At 69.1% G+C, this 17771-nt stretch carries 16 protein-coding genes; 7 read left to right on the top strand and 9 right to left on the bottom strand.

Features of this window, described 5'->3' with window-relative positions; all coding sequences use genetic code 11:
* Window positions 1-8 precede the first annotated feature (8 nt).
* The 4 genes from BMY74_RS04775 to BMY74_RS04760 all read right to left on the bottom strand — a co-directional run bounded on the left by BMY74_RS04775 (window position 9) and on the right by BMY74_RS04760 (window position 9701).
* Window positions 9-6725, bottom strand: coding sequence for a LamG domain-containing protein (locus BMY74_RS04775; protein ID WP_089909811.1), 6717 nt, complete (start codon window positions 6723-6725; stop codon window positions 9-11).
* A gap of 230 nt (window positions 6726-6955) precedes the next feature.
* On the bottom strand, window positions 6956-7555 hold the full coding sequence (locus BMY74_RS04770) for a hypothetical protein (protein WP_143091443.1): 600 nt from the start codon (window positions 7553-7555) through the stop codon (window positions 6956-6958).
* Between the two features lie 37 nt (window positions 7556-7592).
* Window positions 7593-8360, bottom strand: a complete 768-nt coding sequence (locus BMY74_RS04765) for a hypothetical protein (RefSeq protein ID WP_089909806.1) — start codon at window positions 8358-8360, stop codon at window positions 7593-7595.
* 144 nt (window positions 8361-8504) lie between these two features.
* Window positions 8505-9701 (bottom strand): acyl-CoA dehydrogenase family protein, encoded by a 1197-nt coding sequence (locus BMY74_RS04760; protein ID WP_089909803.1) that lies wholly within the window; start codon window positions 9699-9701, stop codon window positions 8505-8507.
* A gap of 203 nt (window positions 9702-9904) precedes the next feature.
* Between BMY74_RS04760 and BMY74_RS04755 the strand changes: the two genes are divergently transcribed.
* Complete coding sequence (locus BMY74_RS04755) at window positions 9905-10282, top strand: DUF4190 domain-containing protein (RefSeq protein WP_089909800.1); 378 nt, start codon at window positions 9905-9907, stop codon at window positions 10280-10282.
* A gap of 2 nt (window positions 10283-10284) precedes the next feature.
* Here the strand turns inward: BMY74_RS04755 and BMY74_RS44805 are convergent, their stop codons facing one another.
* A complete protein-coding gene (locus BMY74_RS44805) occupies window positions 10285-10461 on the bottom strand; it encodes a hypothetical protein (protein WP_177229561.1) in 177 nt (58 codons plus the stop codon).
* 146 nt (window positions 10462-10607) lie between these two features.
* Window positions 10608-11567 (bottom strand): HpcH/HpaI aldolase/citrate lyase family protein, encoded by a 960-nt coding sequence (locus BMY74_RS04745; protein ID WP_089909794.1) that lies wholly within the window; start codon window positions 11565-11567, stop codon window positions 10608-10610.
* Window positions 11568-11676: 109 nt separating this feature from the next.
* Between BMY74_RS04745 and BMY74_RS04740 the strand changes: the two genes are divergently transcribed.
* Genes BMY74_RS04740 through BMY74_RS04720 form a run of 5 tightly spaced genes read left to right on the top strand, consistent with a single transcriptional unit; the run spans window position 11677 to window position 15047 of the window.
* Window positions 11677-12015 carry a hypothetical protein gene (locus tag BMY74_RS04740; protein ID WP_245785884.1) on the top strand — a complete coding sequence of 113 codons (339 nt, stop codon included), beginning with the start codon at window positions 11677-11679 and terminating at the stop codon, window positions 12013-12015.
* On the top strand, window positions 12012-12845 hold the full coding sequence (locus tag BMY74_RS04735) for an aminoglycoside phosphotransferase family protein (protein ID WP_089909791.1): 834 nt from the start codon (window positions 12012-12014) through the stop codon (window positions 12843-12845). Before BMY74_RS04740 ends, BMY74_RS04735 begins: the two co-directional genes overlap by 4 nt.
* Before the next feature lie 15 nt (window positions 12846-12860).
* The gene (locus BMY74_RS04730; RefSeq protein WP_089909788.1) at window positions 12861-14114 is read left to right on the top strand and encodes a magnesium transporter MgtE N-terminal domain-containing protein; all 1254 of its coding nucleotides are present in this window, start codon (window positions 12861-12863) and stop codon (window positions 14112-14114) included.
* A complete protein-coding gene (locus BMY74_RS04725; protein WP_089909785.1) occupies window positions 14107-14592 on the top strand; it encodes a DUF1003 domain-containing protein in 486 nt (161 codons plus the stop codon). The genes BMY74_RS04730 and BMY74_RS04725 overlap by 8 nt, the downstream gene beginning before the upstream one ends.
* Window positions 14589-15047 (top strand): hypothetical protein, encoded by a 459-nt coding sequence (locus BMY74_RS04720; RefSeq protein WP_089909782.1) that lies wholly within the window; start codon window positions 14589-14591, stop codon window positions 15045-15047. The genes BMY74_RS04725 and BMY74_RS04720 overlap by 4 nt, the downstream gene beginning before the upstream one ends.
* Here the strand turns inward: BMY74_RS04720 and BMY74_RS04715 are convergent.
* Window positions 15037-15435, bottom strand: a complete 399-nt coding sequence (locus BMY74_RS04715) for an NUDIX hydrolase (protein WP_089909778.1) — start codon at window positions 15433-15435, stop codon at window positions 15037-15039. The genes BMY74_RS04720 and BMY74_RS04715 overlap by 11 nt on opposite strands.
* 4 nt (window positions 15436-15439) lie before the next feature.
* Window positions 15440-15907, bottom strand: a complete 468-nt coding sequence (locus BMY74_RS04710) for a MarR family winged helix-turn-helix transcriptional regulator (RefSeq protein ID WP_089909775.1) — start codon at window positions 15905-15907, stop codon at window positions 15440-15442.
* Between the two features lie 103 nt (window positions 15908-16010).
* Here BMY74_RS04710 and BMY74_RS04705 point away from each other — a divergent pair, with 103 nt between their 5' ends.
* Window positions 16011-17156 (top strand): Mrp/NBP35 family ATP-binding protein, encoded by a 1146-nt coding sequence (locus tag BMY74_RS04705; RefSeq protein ID WP_089909772.1) that lies wholly within the window; start codon window positions 16011-16013, stop codon window positions 17154-17156.
* Window positions 17157-17379: 223 nt separating this feature from the next.
* On the opposite strand, the gene tatB is transcribed toward BMY74_RS04705, so the two are convergent.
* A complete protein-coding gene (gene tatB, locus BMY74_RS04700) occupies window positions 17380-17754 on the bottom strand; it encodes a Sec-independent protein translocase protein TatB (RefSeq protein ID WP_089909769.1) in 375 nt (124 codons plus the stop codon).
* Window positions 17755-17771 lie beyond the last annotated feature (17 nt).

Genomic DNA, 17771 nt, shown 5'->3' with positions numbered 1-17771 from the left:
CCCAGAGGTCAGAACGTTGCGGCGGTGGTCGGCGGGCTGACGAGCACGTGGCCGAGGGACTGCTCGACCGGATGCCCTTCGCAGTTGACCGAGTCGAACCTGTTGCCCACTCCGTTGGCGCGGCAGCGGAACAACTCCTTGGAGGCCATGCCCGTCGGCGGCGAGGTCCAGATGTTGCCCGCGCTGCCGATCTTCTGCTTGCCGCCGCAGGTCGAGTCCAGCGAACTGAAGGTGTCGGTGCCTTCGCGGCACACCCACAGCGTCGTGGTTCCCGGCTCACCGGTCATCGCCAGGTAACCGAGGATTCCCTCGGACTTGTAGCCCGGCAGCACTCCCTGCGTGGTGCTCCAGTGGTCCCAGGGGAACTGCGTGGTGAGGTAGCGGACGAGCGGCGTGTAGGCGCGCAGCCAGCCGAGGCGCTTCACCTTGGTCTGGCCCTCGCAGTCGGCAGCCAGGGAAGTGAACCTGTCGGCGTTCACCACGCACAGGGTGAGCTCGACGGTCGGGATGTTGGTCGGCTTCACGGAGTAGACGGCTCCGGTCTCGCCGATCAGCGTCGCGCCCTCGCAGTCCGCCGCGGTCGAGCTGAAGTGGTCGTTGCCCGACTTGCACGAGTACAGCCGTTGCGCGTTCGGCTCGGTCGGCGACACCGGCCGACCTGCGACGCCCTCGTAGCGGTAGTTGGGCAGCGGCGGCACCGAAGTGAGGCCCGTGTAGTGCTCACCGGTGCCGTTGATGCTGACGTACCGGCCGAGCTGACCGGCGGCCGGCAGCGGGCGCGACGCGTGCTCGAGGATCTTCGCCTCGGGCACCGCCCCCTCCACGGCCCGCACCTCGTCGACGAGGCCTGCGAAGAGGTCGGCGTCCTTGCCCTGCCACCTGGCCTTGCCGATCGTCATCCCGCCGTCGGAGGGCCACAGCCGCCCCGACTCGCTGCCGGCCAGCTTGCCGTCGACGTAGAGCCTCAGCTGCCCGGCGCCGTGGTCGTACACCCCGGCGAGGTGCGTCCAGCGCCACGTGACCGCCGGCTCGGCGGACTGCGCCTTCACCAGTGGTGCCTGGTCGGAGTCCTGCACGGGTGCGGCGAAGACCCACCTCTTGGAGTCAGGCTGGTACTGCAGGACGAAACCGCTGACATTCGTGCCGTTCTGGCCGAGCACGGTGTACGTCTTGTCGTCGCGTTCCAGCCGTGCCCAGGCCTCGACGGTGAAACTGTCGCGGGCGTTGACACCGTGCCACTGCGCCGCCGCCGATCCGCTGCCGTCGAGCTTGAGCGCGTTGCCGATCACGCCCTGCACGTAGGAAGCGCCACCCGCCGTCGTCACGGGGTTGTTGCGCCACGTGCTGTCCTTGCCGTCGTTGTCGTCGAACTTCCAGAGCCCGACGTCGTTGGTCGGCACGTCGTCGTGGATCTTGTTGACCTCACCCGCCGAGAGCGCGCGGCTGAAGACGCGGACGTCGTCGATGCCGCGGTAGAACCAGCTGCCCTTCACACCGTTCCACTTGTTGCGCCCGATGGTGAACGGACCGGTGGCGTTCCACAGGACCACGCCGACCTTCACCGCCGACAGCACACCGTTGACGTACAGGCGGAGCTGCTTCGTGTCGGCGTCGTAGACGACCGTGAGATGCGTCCAGCGGTCGACCTTCACCAGTTCCGTCGACACCAGCACCGTGGTGGGTGCCCCGTCCTCGTCCTTGCTCGGCTGGACGACCGCCCACTTGCCCGAGTCGCCGTTGTAGGACAACACGAACGCGCTCTGCCTGGTGCCGTCCTGCGCCAGGATGCCGCGGTTGCCGGTGATGCCGGACTGCGCGTACGCCCAAGCGGAAGCGGTGAAGCTGCGCGAGGTGTCGATGATCGGCCCGGAGGTCTCGGCCGCGGCGGTGGAACCGTCGAGCGAGACACCGGCCGCGCTGCGCCCACCGATCCAGCTCGGGGCCGTGCCGACGAACGTCGCCGTGTTGTTGCGGCCACTGCTGTCAGCCGCGGTCGTGCCGTTGGTCTCGTTGAGCTTCCAGTGCGCCACGTCCGCGACCGGGAGGGTCGCAGCCGGCTGGTCCTGCGACGGGTACGACTGGTAGAGGCTGTACACGCCCTCGCTCGTCTGCGCGCCCGTGTACATCCGGACGTCGTCGACGGAGCCCGCCCAGTACTCGGCGGCGACGCTCCCGAGCTTCGCCCGGCCGATCTGGACACCACCGTTCGCCTGCCAGGTCGAGTTGACCCTGCCCTCACCGACGCGGCTTCCGTCCACGTACAGCACGACCTGGCCGGTGGCCTTGTCGTAAACGCCGACGAGGTGCACCCACTTGGCGATGTCCGACGGCACGGCGGAGACCGCCGCCATGGTCACCTTCGTCAGGTCGGTGTCGGCCTCGGTCATCTCGAAGACCCAGTTGCCCAGGTGCTCCCGGTCCTTGAGGAAACCGAGGCGGAACTTGCTGTTGTGCTGACCGTCCTGGCTCACCGCGATCCGCTTGCACTTCGTGCTGCACGCGCTGGGCATGTGCACCCAGGCCGACACCGTGAAGTTCTCGTCGGTGCGGACCACCGCGCCGGTCGAGACCTCCGCGTTGGTGCCGTTGAACGACACCGCGTTGCCGATGCGGCCGGGCGCGTAGGTGGTGTTGGTCAGCGTGCCGCCCTTGCCGCCGACGGAGTCGCCCGCCGTGGTGCCGGTGCCCTCGTCGAACTGCCACTTGTGCACGAGGCTGAGGTCACGACCGGCCTTGTCGCGGATCTCGTCCGCGAACAGGAGGCGGTTGTGCACCTCGACGTCGTCGATCGCGCCGGGGAAGTAGTCGGCCTGTCCGCTGTTCCACAGGCCCCTGCCGATGCGGAACTGGCCCGTCGCGTGGTTCCACGCGTTCGGGTGCGCGGCGGATCCGGACTCAACACCGTTGACGTACAACGTCATCACGTCGCGTGCGGCGTCGTACTGACCCACCAGGTGGGTCCAGATGCCGAGCTGGGCCACGGCACCGACCGCGCGGTCACGGCGGCCGCCGCCTGCCTGGTCGGTCTCGTACATCGTGAACGCCCAGTGCCCGTCGGGCGTCGCCTGGAGCTGGAACGCGCTCGTCGTGGTGCCGTCCTGGGACAACACGGTCGGCGACTGTCCGTCGACGAGCTTGTCGAGCCGTGCCCAGGCGCTGACGGAGAAGTTGCGTGACGTGTTCAGGACGTGTGATGCGTAGAGCGACGCACCAGGCACGCCGGTGAGGCGAACACCGAGGTCCTTCGGGTCGGAGTTCTCGCTCTGCCCGCCGGCCCAGCTGACCGGGTCGCCGAGTGACGCGGTGCCGTTGTAGCCCGAGGCGTCGACGCCGTCGCCGTCCAGGCGCCACTGGCGCAGCGGACCGGCGTCGAGCTCCACGATGTCGGCGATCTCGTCGGCCGCCAGGGTCCTGCTGTGGACCCGGACGTCGTCGAGGTCACCGCGCAGCGCGGCGCCCTGCTGGTCGTTGCCCATGACGAACGCGCCGGCGGAGTCCCAGAACGGCTTGGTCGCGGCCGCGCTCACCGCGGCCTGCAGGCCGTTCACGTAGAGCGTCGCCTTCTTGGTGCCGGAGTCGAAGACCGCAGCCAGGTGCGTCGGCGTGTTCGCCACCGCGGTGGCGGGACCGGTCTGCGCGAGCACGTTCCACGCGGTGCTGCCGTTGCCCTCGGTCATGCCGAACTGCCAGCGGCCGTCCTTCTGCTGCAGCACGAACCCGCTGGAGTCCGGGCCGTCCTGGGACAGCACGGTCATCGGGTCGTTCGTGTCCGTGAGCGTGACGTGGGCCGAGACGCTGAAACTCTTGTCCGTGCGCACGACCGGGCCCGTGGTGCGGACCTGGCCCGAGCCGTCGAAGCGCAGCGCGTGGTCCTTCGGCTGGGAACGCTGCTCGAAGAACGAGACACCACCGGACAACGCCGCGGACTCGCCGTTGGCGGCGGAGTTGCGCGCGACGCCGGCGAGGTCCTCCTCGAAGCGCCAGTGGCCGGCCTGCACGTTGTCGCGCCGGACCTCGCCGCGCACCTCGGTCTCGCTGAGAGCGCGGTCGTAGGTGCGCACGTCGTCGATCGCGCCGAGCCAGTTGTTGACGAACGTGCTCTGCGCCTTGGCCTGGCCGATGCGCAGGACGCCCGCGGCGTTCCACGGAGAGGTGGCCTGCGAGGTGCCCTGCAGGACTCCGTTGACGTAGAGCCGGACCTGCTTGGTCTCCGCGTCGAACGTGCCGGTGAGGTGCGTCCAGGCGCCGAGAGTCGGTTCCTCGAGCGACCTCACGCCCGCCCAGGCGGTCGGGTTCGCGGAGTCCTGTTGCGGCATCACGAAGAACCAGCGGCGGTGGTCGGCCTGGTACTGCAGGCAGAAGGCGCACACCACGTTGCCGTCCTGGCTGACCGCGGAACGCCACCACTGGTCGAGGCTCCCGTCGAGCCGCACCCAGGCGGACACGCTGAAGCTCGAGTCGGTGCGGACCGAGTTGGGTGCCGTGGCGTGGCCGCCCATGCCGTCGAGCGCCAGTGCGGAACCCGAGGCTCCCGTGGTGTAGCTCGTCGTGCCGTGCGTGGTGCCGTGGCGGTCGCCCAGGTACGCGCTGTCGTTGACGTTGCCGTCCATTGTGTACTGAGCGATCGCGCCGCTGCCCGCGCGGACGTAGATGTGGTAGGTGTTCGTCGGGCCGGGGTTGTTCGCCCTGTCCCTGGAGCGGACGAACAGGTCGCGCGGACCGTCGCCCGGCGGCGGCAGCGTCACGGACGCGGTGCCGCCGAGCCGGTCGGCGTTGACGAACTGCGGTGGCTTGGTGTCCCCGCCCCACCAGTACTCGAACCTGTCGGTGTCGGCGTCCTTGGCGGTGAAGGTGAACTTGCCGGGGACGGTGGTGCCGCCGTGCCAGCGGTTGTCCGCGGGGTAGGTGAGGCTCGTGACGTCCGGCTGGTTCACCGGTGCGGTGCGGTCGATGCGGAACTGCTTCGGCCCGATCACGTAGCCGCTCTGCTTGGCGCCGTCGGACGCCGCCACGAACCACGTGATGAGGCGGTTGTCCTCGACGCCGGTGAACGAGACGTCCCTTGCGGCCAGGGAACCAGAACCGTGCGGGCCGGACGAGAACACGCGCTTGTTCTGCTTCGCGGGATCGCCGGGAACGACGTCGTCGTAGACGTCCCAGACACCGTTGACCTGGTCACCGTCCGGATCGGACAGTCGCGCGCGCAGCTGGACCGTCGAGTCGCCGACCCACGGCATGCCCTCGCAGTTGGCGCAGGCCTGGGGGTCGGGGTTGGTCGACGGCTCGGTCGGCGTGTTCGGGGTGCCGTTGTAGTAGACGACGAGCTTCGACTCGCCCGGGTTGAACTTCCGCCAGAAGTCCTGGTTGTTCTCGTCGGCGGCGCGGATCGAGAAGGTCGAGTTGCCGCCCTTGTCGATCTGGTCGGGGAAGTTGTTCGCCGTGAACGAGAGGTACTTGTGGCCGGAGCAGTTGCCGTAGACGGAGGGGATGCCGATCTCGCTGATCACGCCCCAGTCGGCGGGCTGGTTGTTCCAGTTCGTGCCCGAGCCGACGTCCCACTGGGACTGGTAGAGGCGGTGGTTGTGCGTGACGTTGCACGTCGGCGAGTGCACGACCGCGACGTCGAGCTTCGCGGAGGAGATGTCTTTGCCGGCGAGAAAGCCGGTGTAGTACTGGAAGTACGTCCTGGTCCTCAGGTTCCACCCGTAGGCGCGACCGGACCTGGCGGTGGGGTTGATCCCGATCCACCAGGCGTTCGGGTCCTCGGCCTGGGTGTCGTACCCGTTCCAGTGCGTGCCTTGACGCATCTCGTGGGTGCCGTCGTCGTAGACCGTGGTCCAGCCGTCGTTGGTGCCGACGTGGGGTCCGGGGTCGACGTACACCGGGTAGACCGTCGCGGGGTCGGTGAGCATGCCCTGGTGCGGCACCAGGGTGAGGGCGTCGGCGGCGAGCTCCACGCCGACGACCTGCTTGTCCGTGCGCGGAGCCTCCGGGTTCTCCTGCTTCTTCGAGTCCCACATCAGCGAGGTGGGCACCTCGAACACCTTCGCGCCCGCCGCGTCGACCATGGTGAACGCGCCGTTGTCGCCGGGCTTCAGCGTGAGGCCGTCGGTCTTCACGCCGAACCGGACACGCGCGACCTCCTTGGCCGCCTCGCGGTTCTTGACCACGAGGAGCTGCTGGTAGCCGTCGTTGCGCGCGATCATCCGCAGGTCGACACCGGGCAGGACCTCGGTGTAGGTCGCGACCGGGCCGTCGAGCCTCGGCGCGGGCAGGGTGCCGGGCCAGGACAGCTCGAACGTCTTGCCGTCCTTGGCCAACCGGACGAGCGGCTCCTTCTCACCGCCGTCGGAGAAGGTGAGGCCGACCTCGGTGGCCTTGGGCGAGACGCCGCCGTCCACCGGGGTGAGATCGGTGCTGATCGCGGCCCACCCGCCGTCGCGCCGCACGCGCTGCGGGGTGGTGGACAGCATGGCCTTGAGCTGCCCGTCCGGCTGCGCGAACACCTCGCGCGTCGAGGTCCGCAGGTTGAGCGCCTCGACCTCCCTGCCCTGCGCGCGGGCGGCCATCAACGCGGTACCGGTGTCCGGCGCCTCGGTGACGGGCTGCGGTGCGGCGGGGGTCGGCGGCTGGTCGGCGACGACGGCCACCACGGTGGCGGTCAGGGCGAGTGACAGCAGGGCTGCGGAGACGTTTCTGGACGTGCGCAGGCGCGACTGACTCACCGCACGGCGGCGGTTGAACAAGGTGGGCCCCCAGGCTCGCGCATGTCCCCCGACGACACGCGAACTAAGTTATGTCGGCGTGAAGCGTGACTGACGAAGCCGGAGATACCTATAGGCCGAACGGGTGAGGAGAATCACGCGTGAGCGAAACGTGAGTTCGGACATTCCGGACACGCGCTGGTCATTTGACACCAGCGGACACGCGTTACATAGAACGTTTGTTCGAGCAGTCAGCCCATGAAGGCGAGCTCGAATCGATGCGCGAAGGCGCGGTACGAGCGGGCGTAGGCGTCACGGCTGCCCGCGACCCGTTCACGCTCCTTCTTCAGCACCTCACCGGCGGCCGCCGCGTTGCCGTTCAGCACGTGGATGATCGCGAGCTTCCGCGCCCGCTCGAAGTCGAGCAGCGTCTCGGGCTTCGCGACGAGCTCACGGGACAGCGCGTCCCACTTCGCGTGCTTGTCGACGTACGGCTTGCCGTGCTTCAGGAACGTTGCCACCAAAGAGGAAGCGGTGGCAGCGTGATCACCACCCGAGGCGAAGTTCCAGTGCCACACGGGTTTCTCGGGCATCAGGGCGCCGACAGGCGCAGAAACCATTGGCGTGGTGGGGATTCCCACGCCGAGGGTGCGGCAGATCTCGTCGTAGCGCTGGAAGCAGACGCCGACCAGCGGGGTGAGGTCGAGCTCGCCCGCGATGCCGAAGCCGAGCCAGCCGGAGACGCCGTCACCGCGGTCCTGGAGCCAGACGTGGCCCCGCCGGACGAAGCCCGTGGGGCGCAGGGCGGTGTCCACGGCGAACAGCGCGTCGGTTTTCGGTGAAGGCCTCACGGACGACAGGGTCCCAAACGATGGCGCATCCCGCCCGTCAGTGCAGGACGGGACCCATGAACTCGGCCAGTTTGCGCACGACGTCCGGTGGCACCTCGTCCAGGTGTTCGGTCAGCCGCAGGAGGATGCGGCCGCCGCCGAGGTTCTCGACGGCGAAGCACGGCGCGGTCGCCGTCACCTCCTGCACGCCTCCCAGGGCGGCGACCTGGCGCGGTCCCAGCAGCGTCGCCCAGTGCGGGCCGCGCGAGAGTTCCGCGGCCATGAAGAGCGACTCGTCGAGGCCCACGCCGACGGCCACCTCGTGTGCGGTGCGCACGCCCACGCGGTCCAGCGTGATCCAGCCCCCGGACGCCCTCGTCAGGGTGGCGCCCGCGCGGAAGGCGGAGAGCCAGTCCTGTTGCACGACATGGGAGATCCAGCCGCCGAACAGCGAGCGGGAGGCCGTGACGACGACCTGGTGCGGGAACGCCGGGTCGTCCTTCAGCAGCACCTCGGCGGTCCAGCCGTCCTCGACGAGGGGCAGGCCCTGGGAGTCGAGCTGGACGAGTTGCACGCGCAGGAACGACGGCAGGTCCCGCAGGGCCGCCGACCACGCCGGGAGGGTGAACTCACCCGAGGAGAGCAGCAGGCGGGCGTAGCCCGGCGGGCCCCACGGGGTCGTGTCGGAGGGCTTGTAGTCGCGGGCCACGGCCACCAGTTCCTCCACCGACGCCGGGCAGAGGGGCGCGAGGAGGTCGGTGAACACGTCACCGAACCACTTGGCCAGCGCTGGACGGTCGACACCGGAGAACGTGTCCAGTTCCATGCGGACGACGTGTGGCGGCGACACAGGTCTGGGAAGAGTCAGGTCTGAGCTCAAAGTGAGCGAACCTTATGACTCACCGGGAGAAACCGTTAGGGGCCAGTCCCGTGAAAGATTGGCCCCGAACGGGGGAACGTCGGAACGTGACTAGCCGCGTGACTGGTAGTCGCGGAGCAGGCCCCGCGAGATGATCGTCTTCTGGATCTCCGAGGTGCCCTCGCCGATCAGCAGGAACGGGGCCTCGCGCATCAGGCGCTCGATCTCGTACTCCTTGGAGTAGCCGTAACCGCCGTGGATGCGGAACGACTCCTGCGTCACCTCGGCGCAGTACTCGGACGCGATGAGCTTCGCCATGCCGGCCTCGACGTCGTTGCGCTGGCCCGAGTCCTTCAACCGCGCCGCGTTCACCATCATCAGGTGCGCGGCCTCGACCTTGGTGGCCATCTCGGCGAGCTTGAAGGCGATGGCCTGGTGCTCGGCGATGGCCTTGCCGAACGTCCTGCGTTGCTGCGAGTAGTCGATCGCGAGCTCGAAGGCGCGGATCGCGATGCCGCACGCGCGGGCCGCCACGTTCACGCGGCCCACCTCGACGCCGTCCATCATGTGGCGGAAGCCCTGGCCCGTGACGCCGCCCAGCACCTGGTCGGCGGCGATCTCGAAGCCGTCGAACACCATCTCGGTGGTGTCGACGCCCTTGTAGCCCATCTTGTCGATCTTGCCGGGGATCGTGAGGCCCGGCACGACCTCGCCGTAGCCCTCGGGCTTCTCGACCAGGAACGTCGTGAGGTTCTGGTGCGGCTTCTCGGCGCCCTCGTCGGTCTTCACCAGCACGGCGGTGAGGTTCGACGTGCCGCCGTTGGTCAGCCACATCTTCTGGCCGTTGATGGTGTAACCCGCGTCCGACTTCGTCGCGCGCGTGCGGATCGCGGCCACGTCGGAGCCGAGTTCGGGCTCGGACATGGAGAACGAGCCGCGCACCTCGCCCGCGGCCATGCGCGGTAGGTACTTCTGCTTCTGCTCGGGCGTGCCGTGCTGCTTGAGCATGTGCGCCACGATGAAGTGCGTGTTGATGACACCGGAGACGCTCATCCAGCCGCGCGCGATCTGCTCGACCACCAGCGCGTAGGTCAGCAACGACTCACCGAGGCCGCCGTACTCCTCGGGGATCGTCAGGCCGAAGAGGCCCATCTCCTTCATGCCGTCGACGATGTCGGCGGGGTACGTGTCGCCGTGCTCCAGCGTCTGGGCGTGCGGGATGATTTCCTTGTCCACGAACGTGCGAACGGTCGCGAGGATTTCTTCCTGGATGTCCGTGAGACCCGCGGTCTGGGCGAGGCGCGCCATCGCACTTCCCTTCCGAAGCAAGAGTTACCGGCGAGTATGGACCGGTTAACGCTCGTTTGCGACCGGGGTGTGCTCTCCGCAACAACACCGGTGCCCGCTGTACCGAAACAGCACCGCTGACTGGTCGAATCGCGCACCCGCGGGCGACTAACAGCACGTCGAGACTTTAAGATCCCCGCTCAACACTTCCAGGGGGAGCAGCGATGACGTACGACCCGTACAACCCGAAGCAGCCCGGTGATCCGTACGGCCACCAGCAGCCCTACGGCCAGCCCGGCCCGTACGGCCAGCAGCAGCCCATGTACGGCGGCTACGGATATGTGCAGCCCAAGCCCCAGACGAACGCGATCCTCGCACTGGTCCTGTCGTGCGTCGGGTTCGTCACCTGTGGCGTGACGTCGATCGTCGGCGTCATCTTCGGCCACATCGCGATGGGGAAGATCAAGCGGGGCGAGGAGGAAGGGCACGGCATGGCGGTCGCCGGTCTGATCGTCGGCTACCTGGTCATCGCCGGCTGGCTGGCGTACGCGGCGTTCATCATCATCGCGATCATCGCGGCCGCGAACTCCACGACCTACTGAGCTCAGCCCGCGAGGGCGATCTCCAGGGCGCCACCGCAGTGGCGGCAGACGTCGGCGAACACGTGGACGTCGGCGGAGCATCCGGGGCAGCTGCGGAAGCTGCGCTCCAGCAGGTCGTCCTCGCGCCGCTTGAAGAGCCGCAACCGTCTGCTCGTCTTGCCGTTACTCGAACGTGACATGCCGACGAGCATGCGCCCACCCAGGGGTCGCAACGCAAATCTCGGTGACGGATTGTGCGCCACTTCACCGGTTTCGAACGCAACCTGTGACGGTCGGCCACGTCGGGTGACATTCGTGGTGAAATGGCGCACAATCCGTAACGGGGTCAGTCCTCCGGCGGCGTCCAGACGTTCGCGCGCGACATGCCCGCGGCACGTCCCTTGCCGGAGATCACCAACGCCATCTTGCGCGACGCCTCGTCGATCATCTCGTCGCCGAGCATCACCGCGCCGCGCTTGCCGCCCGCCTCCGACGTGTAGAACTCGTACGCGTCGAGGATGTTCTCGGCGTGGTCGTAGTCGTCCTGCTTCGGGCTGAAGACCTCGTTGGCCGCCTCGATCTGGCCGGGGTGCAGCACCCACTTGCCGTCGAAGCCCAGCGCCGCGGAACGGCCGGCGACGCGCTTGTAGCCCTCGACGTCGCGGATCTGCAGGTAGGGGCCGTCGATGGCCTGCTTGTCGTGGGCCCGCGCCGCCATCAGGATCCGCATGAGGATGTAGTGGTAGGCGTCGCCGACGTCGTAGCCGGGCGGCTGCTCGCCGACGACCAGGGACTTCATGTTGATCGACGCCATGAAGTCGGCGGGGCCGAAGATGATCGTCTCGACGCGCGGGGACGCGGTGGCGATCGCGTTGACGTTGTTCAGGCCCAGGGCGTTCTCGATCTGCGCCTCGATGCCGATCTTGCCGACCTCGTAGCCCATGGTCTTCTCGATCTGGGTGATCAGGAAGTCGAGCGCCACGACCTGCTCGGGCGTCTGCACCTTCGGCAGCATGATGCAGTCGAGGTTCGCGCCGGCGCCCTCGACGACCTCGGTGACGTCGCGGTAGGTCCACTCCGTCGTCCAGTCGTTGACGCGCACGACGCGGGCCTTGTCGCCCCAGCCGCCCTCGTTCAGCGAGGCGACGATGGTCTTGCGCGCGTCCGGCTTGGCCAGCGGGGCGCAGGCGTCCTCCAGGTCCAGGAACACCTGGTCCGCCGGCAGCGTGCGCGCCTTGTCGATCATCTTCTGGCTGGAGCCGGGCACCGCAAGGCACGAACGACGGGGACGCTGCTGGTCGACCACTGGAGTACCTCCTCGTACCGGCCGGTAACTATCGCGCCACAGTGGCACGCATCGACACCTGCCGCACATCCGCTGAGTCCGGATTCACAAACCCTGGCAGTCTGAACCGGTGGAGATCACGCGAATCCTGGACGCGGCGCTGCGCAAGGCGGCCGCCGTCTGGATCACCTCACCCGGTCACGGACCCCGTCTCGTGCACGCGCACTGGCGTGCCGACGCGTTGTGGGTCATCACCGGTGGCACCGAGCAGAGCGTGCCCGGCCTGACCGACGGCGCGGAGGTCACCGTCACGGTCCGCTCCCCCAGCACGCACTCGCACCTCGTCGACGCGCCGGCCGTCGCCCGCCTGACCGAGCCCGACGAGGAGACCGCGCAGGCGTTGAGGACCGCGCGGCTCAACACGAAGCCGGAGTGGGAAGCCGTGTACCGCCTGGAGTTCAGCGCATGATCACCGTGCCGGACGGGTTCGGCGAGGGCCTCGGCGACGGCGCCGGCGAGTGGGTCGCGAAGCTGCCGAAGCTCGCCACCAAGGCGTGTGCGCGCTGGCGGCTCGCCCCGGACGGCGCGCTGATGAACGGCTTCTGCGCCGTCGTGCTGCCGGTGCGCCGGGCCGACGGGCACCCGGCCGTGCTCAAGCTCACGTGGGTCGACGCCGAGACCGAGCACGAACCGCTCGCGCTGAAGCTCTACGACGGCAACGGCGCCGTGCGGCTGCTGGACCACGACGCCGAACTGGGCGCGTTGCTGCTGGAACGGCTCGACCCGCACTCGCTCGACGACGAGCCGATCGACCTCGCGGTCGGCGTGATCGGCGATCTGCTGCGCCGTCACCGCGGAATCCAGGCGCCGGAGGGGATCCGCCGGTTCGCGAGTTCACTGGCGGACCACCCGGCGGTGCCGCGGGTGCTGCTCGACGCGGCCCGCGAGGCCGGCACCAGGCCGATGGGCACGACGCTCGTCAACGAGGACCTGCACTACGAGAACGTGCTGCGCGGCGACCGCGAACCGTGGCTGGTGATCGACCCGAAGCCGCTCGCCGGTGATCCCGAGTACTGCATGATCCCGTTGCTGTGGAACAGGTTCGACGAGCTGGACGGCCATCGGGGGCTCACCGACCGGTTCCTGGCGATCTGCGACGCGGGTGAGCTCGACGCCGGGAAGGCGCGGGACTGGACCCTGCACCGGGCCGTCGCCAACTGGATCTGGGCCCTGGAAGAGGATCTCGGCGAGATGGCGGCGGTCTGCGGTGACATCGCCCGGTGGGCGGCCCGGACCTGATCTAGCCTGGGGGGTGTGGTGGCTGTGAACCGGGTCTTCATCGCTCAGCTGGCCGGACTTCCCGTGTTCGGCCCCGACGGCGAACCCATCGGCAAGGCCCGTGACGTCGTGATCAGTCTTCGCATCGACCGGCAACCGCCGCGCGTGCTCGGCATGGTGGTCGAGCTGGTGACGCGCCGGCGGATCTTCGTGCCGATGCTGCGGGTCACGTCGGTCGAGCCGAACGCCGTGACGCTCGCGACCGGGTCGGTCAACCTGCGACCGTTCCACCAGCGCGTCAACGAGGTGCTGGTGATCGGCGAGCTGCTCGACGCCAAGATCCAGCTCGACGACGGCGGCTCGGCGGTCGTCGTGGACGCCGCGATGGAGCTGACCCGCACGCGCGACTGGCGCATGGTCCGCGTCGCCGGGCGGGAGCGCACCGGCCGGTTCAGCCTCAAGGGCCCGGTGCAGGTGTGGAACTGGGAGGACGTCGGCGGCCTGAGCGTCAACGAGATCGCGGGCCAGCCGCAGGGCGCGCAGCAGCTCGTCGCCGTCTTCGAGGGCATGCGCGCGGCGGACGTCGCGCACGCGTTGCACGAGCTCCCGCCCAAGCGCCGCCACGAGGTCGCGGACGCGCTGGACGACGAACGGCTCGCCGACGTCATCGAGGAACTGTCCGAAGAGGACCAGAAGGACGTCCTGTCGCACCTGGACGAGGAACGCGCCGCGGACATCCTGGAGGCGATGAACCCGGACGACGCGGCGGACCTGCTGGGAGAGCTGGCCGAGGGCACCAAGGACCGGCTGCTGGAGCTGATGGAACCGGAGGAGTCGGCCCCGGTCCGGCGCCTGCTGGAGTACTCGTTCGACACGGCGGGCGGTCTGATGACCCCGGAGCCGATCATCCTCACACCGGACGCGACGATCGCGGAGGCGTTGGCACGGGTGAGGAATCCCGACCTCACCCCCGCGCTGGCGTCGATGGTCTTCGTCTGCCGCTCCCCCTCCGCGACGCCGACGGGCCGCTACCTCGGCTGCGTGCACATCCAGCGCCTGCTGCGCGAACCGCCGTTCGACCTCGTCGCGGGCGTCCTCGACACGGACATGGCGTACCTGTCACCCGGAGCGTCGCTGAGCGACGTGACGCGCTACTTCGCCACCTACAACCTGGTGTGCGCCCCGGTGCTCGACGAGACCGAGCACCTGCTCGGCGCCGTCACCGTGGACGACGTGCTGGACCACCTGCTGCCGGCCAACTGGCGCGAGACGGGACTGAGCCATGCCTGAAGTACTCCCCCGGCGCAGACTCGACCAGCCGCGTGAGCCCCGCGGCTTCCGCCTGTCGATCGACCCGGACGCGTTCGGCCAGTTCTCCGAACGGCTCGCGCGCTTCCTGGGCACGGGCAAGTTCCTGTTCTGGCAGACGCTGATCGTCGTCGCGTGGATCGTCGTGAACCTCGTCGCCGTGTCGCTGAGGTGGGACCCGTACCCGTTCATCCTGCTCAACCTGGCCTTCTCGACGCAGGCCGCGTACGCCGCGCCGCTGATCCTGCTCGCGCAGAACCGGCAGGACGACCGGGACAGGGTGTCGCTGGAGGAGGACCGGGCGCGGGCCGCGCAGACCAAGGCCGACACCGAGTACCTGGCCAGGGAACTGGCCGCGTTGAGGCTCGCGGTGGGTGAGGTCGCCACACGCGACTTCATCCGCGGCGAGCTCGAGAAGCTCGTGAAGGAGCAGAACAACTTGAAGAAGGTCAGGCCTTGAAGGTCGAGGAGTTCCGCGACGTCGTCGCGTCGTGGCATGCCGACGAGATCACGGACGGCGACGTCGTGCAGGCCGCGGGCGAGCTGGTGGTCGCGGGTGTCGACGGTCCCGCGGTCAGCACGCTGGCCGGCGCGTCGTTGCAGCACGCGCAGGAGGAGATGCCTCCGCTGCTGGGCGACGCACTCGGTGAACTGGGGCTCGAACACCACGAGCACGGCACCGAGGGCGGGCGGACGGAGGCCCTGCGGCTGATGGCCCGGCGCACGCTGGCCGAGGAGATGTCACCGCGCGAACTGGCGCGGTGGGTGCGCCGCAAGCTCGGGTCCTCGCTGCCGGAGGCGGAGAAGCTCGCCTACATGGACGGCGCGTACCGGACGCTGGACTACCGGCCGGGCCTGTCCGAAGCCGACGTCGACTTCCAGGTGATGGCGGAGGTCCGCCGCCTCACGAGCTGATCCGCCCGCTCGCGACCAGGTCGTCCAGCACCTCGTGGATCGCGGGAGCGGTCTCGGCGTGCTCGCGGTACTCGGCGCGGGTCACGTAGGTCATCTCGGCGATCTCGCCCGCGGGCCGGGGTGTGGCGAGCAAGCGGGCCGTGAAGCAGGTCATGTCGACCATCGCGCCTTCGCCCTCGCCGTACGCGGGTGAGACGTAGCGCTTCAGCCGCGCGGGTGCGTCCAGTTCGACGCCGAGCTCCTCGCGGACCTCGCGGCGGACGGCGTCCTCGGGGGTTTCGCCCGGCTCGATCTTGCCGCCGGGGAGGTAGAAGGCCTTCTTGTTGCGTGAGCGCACAACGAGGAGGCGGCCAGCCTCGACGTGCACGAGTCCCACCACCGTGATCATGCGATCACGGGAACACGTCGTCCGCGGCGAGCCGGTCGCACGTGCGGCCGAAGGCCTCGAGCTCACCGGGGCCGAAGCTCTCCCCGAAGTGCTCGGCGACGCCGGCGAGGTGGGTTGCGGAAGCACTGCGGAGGCGCTCGGCGCCCAGCGGTGTGAGCACGGCCACGATGCCGCGTCCGTCACCGTCGGCGCGTTCGCGCCCCACGAGACCGGCCCGTTCCAAACGGTCCACCAGGCGGGTCACGCCAGAGCGGGACAGCAGGACGGCATCGGCCAGTTCGGTCATGCGCATGCGCATGGAAGGCGTCTCGGCCAGTTGGACCAGCACGTCGTACGCCGCGAGCGATAGGCGCTGCTCAGCAATCAGTTCGGCCTCGAGGACCCTCGTGATCCGTGCATGCGCGCGGAGGAACGATCGCCACACCCCGAGCTCGACACGGGTGGGCAACCGGGAACTACCCGATTCCGGCACGGGCGTCGATGTTACGGACAGCTCCCCCGTGGCTACGACCTGGGCCTGTGGTGGAAAGTGACCGGCCGGTAGGACGGGCACGAACCGGACGTAGCATGGATCGGTGACCACCACGCAGCCCCTCCCCACCGTCGATGACGTCCGCAAGGCGCTCGCCGGTGTGCAGGACCCCGAGATCCGCCGCCCGATCACCGAGATCGGCATGGTCAAGGACGTCGAGGTCGGCTCGGACGGCGCGGTCGTGGTCGGCGTCTTCCTGACGGTCGCCGGCTGCCCCATGCGGGACAAGATCACCGCCGACGTCACCTCGGCCGTCTCCGCGCTGGACGGCGTCTCGTCCGTGCGCGTCGACCTGGACGTCATGAGCGACGCCCAGCGCACCGAGCTGCGGAAGACGCTGCGCGGCGGCACCGAGGAGCCGGTCATCCCGTTCGCCCAGCCGGGCTCGCTGACGCGCGTGTACTGCGTCGCGTCCGGCAAGGGCGGCGTCGGCAAGTCCTCGGTGACGGTCAACCTGGCCGTGGCGATGGCCGCGCGCGGCCTGTCGGTCGGCATCGTCGACGCGGACATCTACGGCCACTCGATCCCCCGCATGCTGGGCGCGGACGGCCGCCCCACCCAGGTCGAGAAGATGATCATGCCGCCACAGGCGCACGGCGTGAAGGTCATCTCGATCGGCATGTTCACCCCGGGCAACACGCCCGTGGTGTGGCGCGGGCCGATGCTGCACCGCGCTCTCCAGCAGTTCCTGGCGGACGTGTTCTGGGGCGACCTGGACGTGCTGCTGCTCGACCTGCCGCCCGGCACCGGCGACGTGGCCATCTCGGTGGCGCAGCTCGTGCCGAACGCCGAGATCCTGGTGGTGACGACGCCGCAGCAGGCCGCCGCCGAGGTGGCGGAGCGGGCCGGGTCGATCGCCTTGCAGACCCGTCAGCGGGTGGCCGGGGTCATCGAGAACATGTCGTGGCTGGAGATGCCCGATGGTTCTCGCATGGAGGTCTTCGGGTCCGGTGGTGGTGCCGCAGTGGCGGAGTCGTTGACCCAGGCGATCGGGTCCGAGGTGCCGTTGCTCGGGCAGGTGCCGCTGGACCCGCGGTTGCGGGAGAACGGCGACTCGGGCACGCCGATCGTGCAGGCCGTGCCGGACTCGGCCGCCGCGAAGGTCCTCACCGAGGTGGCGACGAAGCTCTCCGTGCGGTCGCGTGGGCTGGCTGGGCGGTTGTTGAACGTGTCGCCTGCCGGTCGCTGATTTTGCGGTCGGCCTGCGTTGGCCGGGTCCTGTTCCAGCGGGGTGGTCACCTGGGTTGCGGGTGGTCACCTTGCTCGGGTCTTGACGAGCCGGGTCGAGTCATCGCCGATGCGCGCCGATAGCGTGCGTGGTTGCGCTGGCACCGCACGTCACCATTACCGCTGATCAGAGCAGCGAGGTAGGGACGGCTCGCCTGGGCATTGCGTTGGGTGGCCGGGGTGGCTCAGGTGGCGTCCGGGTCGTACGGCGGGCGCTCGCCCGGTGCCAGCGGGCGCTGTTCGGTCGCCGGCGGGGTCGAGGGGGCCGGGTAGCCGTTGGACTTGGTCGGCTCCGGGTCTTCGAACAGGTGCTTGGTCACGGCGCGCTTCGGGTCGAAGTTGCGCAGCTCGCGGAGGTCTTCGAGGGGCTTGCGGAGCGACTCGAACTCCGGGCCCATCTCCTGCTTGAGCTGTTCGCGCGCGCCCGTCGCGTACTCGCGGACCTGCCTCACCGTCTTGCCCAGCCAGGCCGCGGCCGAGGGCAGGCGTTCGGGGCCCAGGATGAAGAGACCCGCGACGACGATGATGAGGATCTCTACCCATCCGATGCTGTCGAACACGGGTCCCAGCCTACTTC

Origin of the sequence: Lentzea albida (genome assembly GCF_900111005.1) — a bacterium.
Classification (GTDB): domain Bacteria; phylum Actinomycetota; class Actinomycetes; order Mycobacteriales; family Pseudonocardiaceae; genus Lentzea; species Lentzea albida.
This window is presented reverse-complemented; position numbering and strand designations above follow the sequence as displayed.